This window comes from Shewanella sp. T24-MNA-CIBAN-0130 (assembly GCF_040310185.1).
GTDB lineage: Bacteria > Pseudomonadota > Gammaproteobacteria > Enterobacterales > Shewanellaceae > Shewanella > Shewanella psychromarinicola.
The window spans coordinates 35,502-48,858 of the sequence record NZ_JBEOPP010000017.1; the positions used below are offsets into that span (position 1 = coordinate 35,502).

A 13,357-nucleotide genomic window follows, 5' to 3' on the forward strand; every position below is an offset into this window, starting at 1 on the left:
TTTTAAATAAAAAACTAGGTTAAACTAACATTAACAGCGACCAAAACTAAAAACTTCCCAGACCAGATGCACTGATATCAATATGAATTTCATCTTCATAGATTCCCCCTGGTCGATTTTCTGTTTCACCAATTTGGATAGTCATAGGTATCCTCTGCCCATTATGGTTCTGTGGCGCATTAACAACCAGCTGATTGCCCGTTACCGTAAAATCAATGACACTGTCAGCCACACTAAATATGTAATCGATATCCCAACGCTCTTGTTTACTTTGATGCCTAAGCTTACCTTGATTATCTGAACGGAAACTAATTTCATAGCCAGCAGTACTTCGAATAAATAAATTAGGATCGATATTCAGCCTTTTTCCTGTTGTCAGGCGACCAAGGTCTAATGGATAAAGTCGTTGCGATAATCCATAGAAACTGATGCTTGCAACAGGAGGAATGCGTGCAGAGATCAATTGATTACGTTCATCTAATACAGTTGTAGACTGTTCAGGATTTGGAATAAGCTGCACGAGTAATTGATTGGTATAGTCTCCTTCTGAACCAAATTGCTGCGCAGGGAAACGTAATTGAAATCGAAAAATGGACTGTTGTGGTGATACCTCGGCAAACCAGTGTCTATTTTGAATAAAACTGCCTGACGTTTGAAGATAGGGGGAAAATGTCAATGAATTTCCGCTTTGCCCCGAGAGTTGATAGCCTTGCTCGATAGTCGAAATCATTAAACTTAAGGCACAATCTTCGTTAGGATCACTAAAACTCACTTTCACCTCGTAGTATTGCATTAACCCAAATGGACTTGTGGTAAAGACATCATATTGATTTTGTGCGCCTGAACTCATTAAACTGACACTTTGTACCCTTGCTTCACAAGCCGCAAAAGCACTAGCAGAATAAATACAGGAAGCAAGAAACATGGCCGTCACGCAGCAAGCCAGTTTCAGCCTTGGCATGATCACTTCGATAAGGTTAGTTAGTGTCATATGGACTCCAGATATATTGGTGCTCTATACACCCTGCGTTAATCAACATAAAGATTACCTAAGCGTAATAAAGCCTTGCTATCATCGCTTATGACTAGCTGATATGTTCGTACGTTTTTGCTATTTAACTTAAGTAAGTAACTACCAGGCTTAAGGCCACTAATGGCAAAGCGACCGCTGCGGTTAGTGAAAAAATCTAAAGCCTCAAAATTTTCATCCGTTTGCGATATTGCTTGTCCGGCTAATAAACTAATAGGCTCACCGGTTTGTTTATCAAATAAGGAGCCCATAGCTGTGATAATGGCATCAGACCCTACCTTAAGCGAATAACCTTGTTTATAACCTGGGTTAAGCGCAAATACCCCATCACCTAAATCGTAGCCAGGGGGTAAATCAGTCACCTCATAGGAAATAAGTTGCTCACTATAAGCCGGTAGATCTGGCACAACCATGGCGCCTAACCCATCGGTATAAACCCTTGAACCTTCATCTGAAATATCTACATCAATGCGATTATTAGCCAGATTAGAGTAGGGTTGTATAATGGCAAAGCTATCGCCAACCGGACGACTAATCGCAACGTTTGCACCAGAAAATACCAATGCTGAAGCCAGTTCTGCGCGGCTGAAATGGCTGCTCTCATTATTACTTAAATCATTAACGCGACTAGTATGCTGTAGGTTAAGATTATATCGATTTGCAGAGTAATCTATACCGGCTTCAAGGTTGGCATCGGTATCACTCGTGCGCTGACCACCAATAAACATATTGACGCCACCCGTTTTACCTATGCCTTTAAGGTAACTATATTCAGTTTGCAAATCTTCCATATCACTACTATAGCTGCTGATTACGCGAGAATATCCCCCAAATGGCCAACTTAAGGTAAATAATGCATTAAATTCATTAGCATCATCCTGGCGATCTTTGTGGGTTAATCTAATACTCCAACTGGCAGGAGTATCAAATAAATCGCCGGAGAGTGCAGGGCTGATTGTCCAATAGTCACCTTGTTCCTGATATGAATCAACATAGTTAACGGTCAGACTGACACGCAAAGCCTGGGTGATCGATTGACTATAACGCCCGGTAAAGAAGTTCCTGTTAATATTGAGCGTAGGCATTAAGTTTATTGGATTAATTGCAGAAATATTTTGTTGCGAAAAGAAATCATCAACTCGACTAAATGACTGCGAAAAATACTCATGAAAGAAACTGAGCTGAGTGTTATTAGGATCATCAGCAAAATCAACATCGAAACCTAGGCTGGCAGCCACGCCTTCACCGACAACATCTTGATGGCTATAAGCGACATTTAAATCAAAAATACCTAATGGCGTAGCAAATAAACTGCGCTGCCCTAGCTGATATAACTCTTGTGCCGCCTGCAGGTTAACGCCGAGGGTCAGAGATGGCGACACGCCATACTCAAACATACCACCGACAATAAATGCATCGTTATCATATTTGAGTTTATCTGCAACTAATTCGCTACTCACTCCCGAGCTAAATGCATATTCAAATTCACCGGGTTTTAATAAGTCCATACCCGTAGCGATACTAAAGTTAATTCGCTCTTGGCGACCATTGCGATCGGTTATCAGCAACTCGACATCACTTACCCCCTCTGCTAATGGAATATCCTCGAGATTATAGGAGCCCGCCCCTAAACTTAGTCTTTTGACCACCACGCCATCAATCAGGACATCGACTTCGGAAGTACGCTCTAAGGTAAATTGACGTGCAGCGGTTGGCCTCACATTACGGGTTGGAATAAGCGAAAAGTCACGAGAAACTCCGAATCCAAGAAAATCGACCCCATTTTGAAAACCGCTGGGACGGCTATAAAAATCCCCCAACACCATACGAGTACCTTGGTTGGGGAAGTCAATATTAAGCCGAGTACCTTGGCGAGAATACACCCCTGACTTACCATCTAATTTATTATAGACAGCTTCATACTCTAATAAGGCATGGCGGTAATTAAGCCCCGCCTCAATAAGATGGTTGAAATCGGTGAAACCTTGACTTTCTTCACTTATATTTTCCGTATTTGATGACGATAAGTAAAGGTTGGTATATCCGCTTAACGTTGAAGCGTCGATATAACGCCGGGTATTTTTTTTAGCTGCAAACGATAAACCGCTTACTTTAAGCGCCTCAATGGGAGCTTGCATGATCAGCTCTAAACTCGACATATCAAAAGTCAAATTAAGCCCCACCTGAGAAAAATCGGCTTGGTTTAATACATCATCATGTTGGTACCCAGCTAATGCCTCGAGGACTTCCGGCACTATAGTATCCGCAAGTAAGGCCAAGGTTGATTTTGCAGGGAGTTCAATATTTTGATCTGCGGTGATAATTAATTCGACGTCACCAATCGCACTATCTTGCAATCGCAATAGGCACTGCAAACGAATGTCTCGCCCAGTGGGGTTTAACTTTATCTCCTCGTTCGCCAAACCTGAAAGCGGCAACAAGCTCAGTAATAGCAATAGTTTACATAACCTGGCCATTAGGGTTCTCGCTCTATGGGGGTTAGAGCTAAACTAAATCCTACGGATAAAGGCCTATCAAGGTGAATAGACAGATTGCGCTTCGAATTGGGTGGGAAAAATGTATTAGTTTGCTCGGCGACCAACGCCTCCCCTTGTATAGTAAGTTCGGTACCGTCGACCCGGGTAATAATCAAGCGATAGTCATTTAGATCGGCGTACTTTCCTCCTTGGTTGTCAATGCTGAATTGCAATAAAGCCGAGGCCTTTGCCTGTTTATCTTGAGAGGGATTTTCCTTTTCGCCGTTGGCAGCTTGCTGGGTTATCGAATTGCGCTTTATCACTAGCAGAGGCTTCATACCAATGGCTGACACATGTACTGCCGCGTTAAAATGGACGAAGATCTTAACCCCACTCTTGTTGGTATTGTCGTCTGACAACTGAGGTTGGCTAAAACGAATAAAATAACTTTGGGACTCAGGCAGGGATTTTTGTCCTAACCACTGTACGCGAACCGACTGCACCGCCCCGGGGGCCAACACGATGGCGGGAGGGAATACTAATAAATCAGGGGTTGTTTCAGGTACAACGGTATAACTGGAACCAACGGCGAACGGATTAAACTGGATCCGATTAACATCGATTTCAACCGGCAATGTAACATTAGAATTATTTTTAATTAAAATTTGCTGATAATTAGGCCGGCTATCAATAGAAAGCGCGGTAACCATGGGAGATATTTCCATCCCATATACAGCCTTTGCCATTGACAGTGTAAGCGTAAATATAAAGCAACAACCAACCACGGCATGCAAGCCTAGTGAATTTCTGTGCATACAACTCCCTGTAACGCTAAGGTTATTCTATTGTCTAAACAAGCGTTAAGCATCACCACTACAATAATAGATATCCCATAAAATCAAAATCGCTATTTCACCATTTCAATTTCAATATTAAGTTTGTCCATACTCAAGGTTTCAATTGGCTGCATGGTTAAGGTACGAGAGGAGTTCGGTAAAATCAAACTGCCGGAGACTAATTCGGAAAGCTGTTCTTTAGTTAACTGCAGTGACTTTACACCATCGCTGACACGCCATTGAGTATTACTAAGACGCACATAACGGTTACCTGAATTATTAATCGTTACCTGCCAATTATTATCTTTAAAACTGATATTTTCGACGGCCAGAATGGCTTTAGCATTGGCCGGCACTACATTGACCAAAGTATTAAAATTGACCGCTAGACTCAATTTTGTGGCACTCTGCCCTGACACGGTAACGGGCAATTGTCGAAAACCTATGCTGTACGCTTGCGACTGGGAAATATCAGGTTCGCCTAAATAACGCACCATCACAGCTTGTGAACGCCCAGCTTGCAATACTGTTGTAACCGGAATAATTAATAAATCATCATCAGCTGGAATATATTCAATATTGCCTGAACTGTTAATTAGCACCTTAAGCGGTACCATTTCAAGTGTAAGTGGTTCGCTGTCGTTATTTTCAACCCGCAAGGTTAATTGGGCATTTCTGCCAACAGGCTCCATTTCGGCCACCATAGGCTGAACTTTATAGGCATATACCTTAGTTACACCAAGGGCACCAATAAGGCATGCCAGCGCTAATAGGCATGATATTTTTTTATTATTTTTTATCATCTGTCACTTCCCAAAAAGATAATGAAACATGAGAGAGTAATACTCCCTCATGTTTTATTTACTTAACCTAAATTAGTTTGCCGCATCAATTTGTACTGTTAAGGTATCTGAATAACCACCAGACCAAGTTGCCCCACCAGGTGTCATAAACGACAATACACCAGCAGCGCCACCGAGCAATCCAGTAGCTGAATATGAAGCATCGACGTTGGCACCATTAGTTCCAACACCGCCTGGCGCATTAAGAACTAAATCTGGATAAGCACCAATTGCCAAAGTGGCGGTATATGGAAGCGATTGATCCTCTGCATCATCTGACTCAAGGCCACCTTCAGCACTGATCATTTGTATCGTTGCACCGTCAGCATCATTACATTCAACAGTTAATCCAATATTTGCTGCATTGGCAGATCCCGAGACGTTACCAAAATCTCTTAATTGGGTATTTAGACCTGAAACCTCACAAACCGCGGGCACATAACCGACTAACTGAACATCACCGGCATTTGCTGTACTTGCGAAAAGTGCTGTTAAAGATGCTGCAACTAAAGTAATCTTTCTCATGGTAAAACTCCTTGTAATATTTCAGATTGGTTTTTTACTAGCCGACCAGTTCTTGCCAACTGGTCGGCAACTTTTCTCCATTGGGGAGAAAATCTCATTAAATACCCTGCTGAGTAAAATTGGGATAAACCTCAATATGCAGGGTATCGCTGTATTTTCCGGCATGTACCAGTGCCTCAGGCAGTGTAATATCTAAGCTTGCTGAAGTCGCAAACGGAATATCCTCGCCAGCACTAAATCGCCGTTCTTGTTGAATATCAATACTATTAGCCGTTAATCTAAACTGAATAGATTCTATTTTTAGCTCAATATCATAGGCCGCAACCACATCATTTTCAGCCTCCGCTTGGCTTAGCTTAAGCCCACCATTCTCTGAGCGTAGGGCAACCAACATCGCTTGATTGCAGTCAATTGCTATCGTTGTGGAGTGGACTAACTGCTGGCTAAAATCGAAAGTGGAGCTGGTGGGTATTGCTATTACACACCTATCTTCAATAACACCTGAAAGTGCCAGAGTCAGTGATTCGTTGGCCTGTGTAGTTGTTAGGCTGTAAGAGAAGTGTAAAACGAGGAATGCGGTTGTATATTTTACAAAAAAAAGCATATTCCTCCCATTTACATTCATATTAATGTCCCCATTACATTAGATTACAGATTACTTTTACATCGATTACCTGAGATAGGTACAGATGAAAGTGTTGCAATAATGTTAGCCATAATACTGATTAACACAATATGAATTAAAGTATGAAGTTTGAGATAATCATTCATACTTACTGTTACGTTAACTCATACTTTCTCAATGTCTTTCTATCAGGGTTAACTATGTAAATTATTGAAAAATAGGTTTTTTACTCGAAATTATAGGTCAGTACATATATATTGGAGTATGACATAGGTATCAGTCCGGCGAACGACACCTCGCTTAGGTAATAAATGATCAGCTTGTTAAGGTTTTGGGATCAGTCCAGTTCCAATCGATGATTAAGTCGTAGAGGCGCCGTTCTCATTATGGCCAAAGAGCCGATTTTTTTTTACAGAAAGGCCGAATATTTGGACGCATTTACAGTATTTTTATTCATCATTAAGCTAGTGGTACTATGATGCTGCCAACAAAGCCACGGTGAGTCGACGTTGTGAGTTATCCCGTGGACGGTCTTATTTCAGCGTTAAAGACTAGAGTGTGCTGGTAGAAGGTACTGACCGAATTATCCGTGGAGAAAAAGTGGTTCGATTGGCTTAAGCAGCCAACACATTCAAGACAGACTCAACATCCCTACGAAGAACGGACTTAACATTACCAACAGCTTTGGTCATTTACCCAAAGGTGCTGTCGGTTCGTTACCCACATAAACCGAATACTGTAGATATTTCTAAAATGGTGTCAGATGCCGCAAACCGCCAATGTTGGTATTGTGGTTAAAGCCTAACCTTTGCAATTACTTGCAAGTCATTTTCAGCTTGATTGGTATCACGCATGTTTTGCTTGTTGAAATCAGCCAATTTCTTCATTTTCATATACCTTTCACTACTTAGGGCTCACTCTTCTGAGCAATGTACTTAATTTATGCACTGGTATAATTAAAGGCTATCGTAATGAATGCTGAAAGAGGCTATGTTATTGATTATAAGAATGGCTTGGGTTAGTGGCTAGCAAGGCTAGAAAAGGTCGCTGTACAATGACAGCCTATGCCTATCGACTGTTGAGACTGGATGATTTATGTTAGTAATTAGGTGCTTAATGTATGGGTTTGGCTATTGTCTGAATGTTACTCGAGTCTTTCATTTCGGTTTTAGTGATAGCCCATTTGGCACAAGCTTTTAGATGAGCCTGGTGTTTATGAATTCAATTACAACGCGTACATAACACTAATAGCATCGAAAGGATGCGTAAATATTTGGATAAAGGTGAAAAATATGTCAATCACATTGATAGTTATTCTGGTTCTGGTGGCACTGGTGTTTTTTTATGTGACCGGGGTATTTAATAAACTGGTTACGCTGAAAAATCGCTACAAAAATGCCTTCGCACAGATCGAGGTGCAATTAAAACGTCGATATGACTTGATACCTAATCTTGTCGAGACCGCCAAGGGTTATATCAAACATGAACGGCAAACCTTGGAAGCCGTGGTAGAGGCACGTAATACGGCGCAGAATATGTTGTCAAAGGCGGCGGCCGATCCCAGTAACACTGATGCCATAAAAGGACTGAGTGGCGCTGAAAGTAAACTGGGGGAGGCCATGATGAACTTTAACATGGTGATGGAGGCCTATCCGGATCTTAAGGCCAATCAGAATATGCTGCAGTTAAGTGAGGAACTTATCTCCACGGAAAATAAGGTCTCTTTTTCCAGGCAGGCCTTTAACGATCAGGTGATGGCTTATAATACTTATAAACAAACTTTTCCTCCGGTGTTTTTTGCGGCGCGATTTGGTCATGGGCAAGATGCAACATTGTTGGAGTTTGAAGATACTGTGGCCATCCAGGCGGCACCCAAAGTCTCATTTTAGTCATTTTCCTAGGTATGCAACATGAATTTTTTTGAATCCCAGGACCGAGCACGTAAAAACACTTTTCAGCTGATTTTGCTGTTTAGCTTGGCGGTGATCATCCTGATCGTGATGGTTAATCTGCTGGTTATGTTGGCGTTTGGTTTTATCGACAACGAGCAAATGTCAGCGGGTCAGTCTTTTTGGCAGCAAATGGATTGGCGCACTTTTGCCACTATCAGTTCGGCAGTCGTTCTGGTGGTCTTGGGAGGCAGTCTTTATAAAATCATGGCTTTGTCGGCTGGTGGCAAGGTTGTTGCCGAAGGGCTAGGAGGGCAATTAATCGCACAAAATACCACGGTTCTGAATCAACGAAAATTATTAAATGTGGTAGAGGAAATGGCTATCGCTTCTGGTACGCCAGCACCACCGGTATATTTGTTGGCTGACGAGAACGGTATCAATGCATTCGCCGCCGGTTTCTCCCCCAAAGATGCCGTTATTGGCGTGACTCAAGGAGCGATTGATCACCTCAGTCGCGATCAACTTCAAGGTGTCATCGCTCATGAGTTTAGCCATATTTTTAACGGTGATATGCGCCTAAATATCCGCTTGATCGGTGTTCTTAACGGGATACTGATCCTCGGTATTATTGGTTACCACTTACTGTATTCCACTTCTCGTTCTCGGCGTGGACGGGACAATGGTAAAGGGGCCGCAGGAATATTAGCACTGGCGATTGGGCTCATTGTCATCGGCTTTGCCGGGACTTTTTTTGGCGGCTTAATAAAAGCGGCCGTGAGTCGACAAAGAGAATACCTAGCAGATGCCTCAGCGGTTCAGTTTACCCGTAACCCAGAAGGCATTGCGGGTGCATTGAAACGCATCGGCGGGCTAGAGTTTGGATCTTTGATAGAGGATCCCGGGGCAGCTGAAATCAGCCATGCTTTTTTTGCTCAAGGCGTTTCAGGTTTGATGCAAACGTTGTCCGCTACCCATCCACCACTGGCAAAGCGTATCTTGCACATTGATCCCCATTGGGATGGCAAATTTGCCACTGTCGACAAGCTCGAAATAGACCAAAGTGTGCAATCTGGCGATGGAAAAGTATCCAAGGCTCAGCCAGAATTGGCGAAAAAAATGAGCACAATTGCTGCCGGGGCGTCCATAGTTGATCTTGCCAATAGTATTAGTCAAATAGGCAATCCTACGCGGGAAACGGTCGATTATGTTCGGGCGTTAATTGCGCAGTTACCCACTGTCATCAAGGATGCTGCTCGCGAACCCTATGGGGCTCGGGCCGTTGTTTATGCCCTGCTATTGGATAAGGATCAGCAAATTCGGCTTAAACAATTAGCTTATTTACACCAATATGCCGACGCAAATGTTGCCGTTTTTACCCGTAAACTGCTGTCTGAAATAGATAGGTTAGAGGCTGGCTCTCGGCTTCCATTAATTGATATTGCCATCCCAGCTCTCAAACAGTTATCACTGTCTCAGTACCAGATTTTCAGAGTCAATATGGATGCTCTGATTGACATGGATTTTAAACTTGTCTTAAAGGAGTGGACCTTACGTAAAATTCTGTTCATTCATCTGGATGCTCACTTCTTCAAACATCCGCGCAGCCTACTGGCTAGCGTAGATAGCGAGCAACTTAAGCCCGAAATTGCATTGCTGCTATCCGTGTTGACCTATGCCGGTCAGCAAGAACAGGTTGTCAGAGAGGACGTTTTTATCACCGCGGTAGAAGCATTGGGAATGAGCGAGCTCAAATTAGTTAACGAAAATGCAGTCAAGCTATCAGATCTGGACACAGCGCTACAAAAACTGGAAAAGTTAACTCCTATGGCCAAACCGATGTTATTGCACGCCTGTGCCGTTTGCATCATGCGCGATCAAAAGATAGATCCGGTTGAGGTTGAATTATTACGGGCTTTTGCCGATGTTCTGGCTTGTCCAATGCCACCACTGATCTCTTATGCTTAAGCATTGTATCGCTCAATTTACCTTGAGTATGGATTGCACTCGTTAGCCTTAACTCATAAGAATATGCACCAATAATGGAATGGACCTACCGTTTGCTCGTCTTTTTAATAAGCGATTAAATCATCAAATTAAATGCATCTCCCGCCATATTATTAACTGCGTTGCAAGAAACCTATCTAGACAAATGGATCGAAACCTACAAAAAAAGATCGAATTCATTTGGGAAAATGTGCCGCGGCTCACCGGCAATGAAACATTACTTAATGGGAAATAGGTTGGGGCTGATAAGAATTTAGCTAAAAGCTAAATTGAAGGTCACCATTTTAAAAACGGGTAACGGTTAGCTTAAGTCAGAGCCATTACATTTGAGATGGAAATGACACAACAATGATGACTTAAGAGTGTTGCTGGCATCGCAATGATCTGCTGTACCATAGCGACATTAAGTCAATTTTTTAGACAAAAAATAATAAAAAAATAATATAAAAATTAGTGGCTTATGTTTTTTAGGTAAAAGGGAATGCAGCCCTCCATTAAACCCACTAGCCATCGGCTATTGCTTGACGTCAATACTTGTCTCAATTGGTGCTTTGGCGCGTCGTTAAGTAAAGGCCAACAAAAGAGGCTATTTTAAGGCGCCCCGGGGCATTAAGCGTCTTCGTTTTTTATTCTCAGATGCAGTCACTGTCGATGTAGGCAGAGGATTATCGGTGGCCAACGGCAAGGTGAAGTATAAAAACCGCCTCCCAGTGGTATAGTTGGTTAATTTCGTTGCACAACAGGAGACATATTATTTACACACTGTATTGGGATCGCGGTGGGGCCAACATGGCCACTCACGCCGTACTGGAAGAGTTGGGCGTGGCCTACGAGTTGATCGAGATCGATTTGGCTAAACGAATGCAACGTACACCGGAGTACCTGGCGATCAACCCGAACGGCAAGGTGCCCACATTACAGCACCGGGGCGAAATCATTTATGAATCGGCGGCGATTCTGATGTACCTGCTTGACCAGCACCCGAATGCCGGTTTGGCCCCCGCACTGCATTCGCCGCAACGAGGGCATTATTACCAATACCTCACTTGGATGTCGAACACCTTGCAGGAAGCGGCTAACCGCTGGGCCCACCCGGAGCACTACGTCACTGGCGATACCGATTTGCCCTCTGTGGTGGATAAAGCAACCCAGGACCTGAGCCGCTGCTGGAGCATCCTCAACGATGATCTGGGCAATAAAGGCCCATGGCTTCTAGGTGACAGACTAAGCGGCGCCGACTTTCATTTGTTTATGGTGGCCTACTGGAGCAGCCGCTATGGCAGTCGAGCGCAAGACTGGCCAAACCTACGCCGCCACATGCAAGCCATGCTTCAACGCGACTCTATCCAACAGATGATGTCTCAGGAGGGACTGACATTGGAATGCTGATCCGAGGTGGGATGGTTCACGCACTTAATAGAATTTTGCAGTGAATAAGTCCCTATGGCCATTAATTCATTATGTTTAACACTCGTGGAGTCCATATACGCAAAGTGGCACAACGCGAGATAGAACTAGGGTGAAAATAATTTTAAGGTAGTGGCCATTTTTTCTTCATAAAGAGCATGTTTCCATTAGGCAATTGTAGGGCTGTGATTACTGTTTTTGGTGTCTATTTGTTGGTTACATAATTAAATTTTCAGTTTCTTCTCGTGAGAGTATGAAAAAAAAGCGAAAAACATTGCCAGTAATATGTACACGGCGAGCCAGAAAAAAAGCTGAGAGCCTGTGATCCCATTATCAATGAGATAACCAAATAAAATCGGAGAAATCGAGGTCGATATCACACCAAGAGAGACCATGAGTGCGCGTATTCTCCCAAGATACTTGGTGCCATAGACTTCAGCCCAAAGCGCATTAATGATTGGGCTACCGGAGCCCATGGCGATGCCGAGTAAAATAAGTAGCGCGTAAGCAACCCAGTTGCCTGTTAGTTGCGAGGCCAACAACAAAGCCATGAGCATTGGGATTGGGTAATATTTTAACAATTGTCTCCCGCTGAATCTGTCAACCAATGCGCCCGTATACATTGATGAAAGCCAATGGGCAATCCCATAAAAGACGAAGCAATTGGCAAAAAGCATGGGTGTCCAGCCCATCTGAGGAAGAAAAAATCCCTGATGAATAAATATTCCTGTCACGATGAATGGTGCGGCAAGGACTGTGGGTAGTACCAACCAAAAACGATAATCGGCAAGTAATGTTCTTCTCGATCCATCCTCTTTGAGTGGTTTAGAAGGTTCACAGTCTAAAGTTGGATCATGTTCGGCATATTTTTGATTTCTCGCACGTTTAATAAGAAAAAGTGCCAGAGGAAGATAAAGTAAGGGGACTGATACTGCTATGATCAACCAACTTTGTTGCCACCCGAATTGTGCAATAAAAAATACTGCAATGGAAGGCAGTATGATTTCACCTAAGGGAACCCCTGTGGTTGCTACACTTACACCTTTGCCACGATTCAAAGAAAACCTTTTCATCATTGTGGTTATGGCGGTGTGTGGAAAAAGTCCCTGACCAAAAAAACGCAGGAGAAAAAGTCCGACAACAAGCGTTGTTAGGTTATTGGTCTGCCAGAGCGTAAGCGCTGCCAGAGAAAGTCCAATTGTGCAGAATAGGATAAACTTTTCTAACGAGACTTTGTCAATACTCCCACCAATCCACATGATAAGTAGGCCACTGGCAAGTGTTGCCATAGAGTAGGCGGTTCCATAGCTTGTGGCTGATAGACCAAGACTTTCTTTAAAGCTGTCTCCGAACCAGCTAATGAAAAACGACTGACCGAAGTTGCCCATGAAAACGGTCATCACGCCAAAAATGAGAATTGGCCAGCTGTGGCTTATAAAACGTAAATATTCGCGGATCATGTATTATATAAGCTCCCTAAAAAATTCACACAATTGACTTTTTTGATGGTTTGTCAACAAAGGGAAATGCGGATGACTATTATGCTATTCACATTTAGCTATGTTTCCAAGTCCAAATAGCCAAATGAACCTATTTCCTTTTTACTCTATTGCCTTTGTAGGATAGGCGGCTTTGTCATTTTTGTTTATGTGCATGTTAGCATGGTAGGTTTCTAAGTCGCTTTTACCTGAAGATAGCACACCGCCACAACGGGGCTTG

At 43.0% G+C, this 13,357-nt stretch carries 10 protein-coding genes; 3 read left to right on the forward strand and 7 right to left on the reverse strand.

Features of this window, described 5'->3' with window-relative positions:
• Positions 1–46: 46 nt before the first annotated feature.
• The 6 genes from AAEZ02_RS09340 to AAEZ02_RS09365 form a co-directional block, all read right to left on the reverse strand.
• The gene (locus tag AAEZ02_RS09340) at positions 47–991 is read right to left on the reverse strand and encodes a hypothetical protein (RefSeq protein WP_124011724.1); all 945 of its coding nucleotides are present in this window, start codon (positions 989–991) and stop codon (positions 47–49) included.
• Between the two features lie 38 nt (positions 992–1,029).
• Complete coding sequence (locus tag AAEZ02_RS09345; RefSeq protein ID WP_124011723.1) at positions 1,030–3,507, reverse strand: fimbria/pilus outer membrane usher protein; 2,478 nt, start codon at positions 3,505–3,507, stop codon at positions 1,030–1,032.
• Positions 3,507–4,322 carry a fimbrial biogenesis chaperone gene (locus tag AAEZ02_RS09350; RefSeq protein ID WP_124011722.1) on the reverse strand — a complete coding sequence of 272 codons (816 nt, stop codon included), beginning with the start codon at positions 4,320–4,322 and terminating at the stop codon, positions 3,507–3,509. The genes AAEZ02_RS09345 and AAEZ02_RS09350 overlap by 1 nt, the downstream gene beginning before the upstream one ends.
• 92 nt (positions 4,323–4,414) lie before the next feature.
• Positions 4,415–5,146: a fimbrial biogenesis chaperone gene (locus AAEZ02_RS09355; RefSeq protein WP_124011721.1), complete on the reverse strand. Its 732-nt coding sequence runs from the start codon at positions 5,144–5,146 to the stop codon at positions 4,415–4,417.
• 72 nt (positions 5,147–5,218) lie between these two features.
• Positions 5,219–5,710: a hypothetical protein gene (locus tag AAEZ02_RS09360; RefSeq protein ID WP_124011720.1), complete on the reverse strand. Its 492-nt coding sequence runs from the start codon at positions 5,708–5,710 to the stop codon at positions 5,219–5,221.
• Between the two features lie 97 nt (positions 5,711–5,807).
• Positions 5,808–6,314 (reverse strand): hypothetical protein, encoded by a 507-nt coding sequence (locus tag AAEZ02_RS09365; RefSeq protein WP_124011719.1) that lies wholly within the window; start codon positions 6,312–6,314, stop codon positions 5,808–5,810.
• Positions 6,315–7,627: 1,313 nt separating this feature from the next.
• On the opposite strand from AAEZ02_RS09365, the gene AAEZ02_RS09370 reads away from it, so the two are divergent.
• The 3 genes from AAEZ02_RS09370 to AAEZ02_RS09380 all read left to right on the forward strand — a co-directional run bounded on the left by AAEZ02_RS09370 (position 7,628) and on the right by AAEZ02_RS09380 (position 11,620).
• Positions 7,628–8,224, forward strand: a complete 597-nt coding sequence (locus tag AAEZ02_RS09370) for a LemA family protein (protein WP_351076058.1) — start codon at positions 7,628–7,630, stop codon at positions 8,222–8,224.
• A gap of 21 nt (positions 8,225–8,245) precedes the next feature.
• Positions 8,246–10,192, forward strand: coding sequence for a M48 family metallopeptidase (locus AAEZ02_RS09375; RefSeq protein WP_124011717.1), 1,947 nt, complete (start codon positions 8,246–8,248; stop codon positions 10,190–10,192).
• 771 nt (positions 10,193–10,963) lie between these two features.
• Positions 10,964–11,620, forward strand: a complete 657-nt coding sequence (locus AAEZ02_RS09380) for a glutathione S-transferase family protein (protein ID WP_267898626.1) — start codon at positions 10,964–10,966, stop codon at positions 11,618–11,620.
• A gap of 242 nt (positions 11,621–11,862) precedes the next feature.
• Here the strand turns inward: AAEZ02_RS09380 and AAEZ02_RS09385 are convergent, their stop codons facing one another.
• Positions 11,863–13,098: an MFS transporter gene (locus AAEZ02_RS09385; protein ID WP_124011715.1), complete on the reverse strand. Its 1,236-nt coding sequence runs from the start codon at positions 13,096–13,098 to the stop codon at positions 11,863–11,865.
• Positions 13,099–13,357 lie beyond the last annotated feature (259 nt).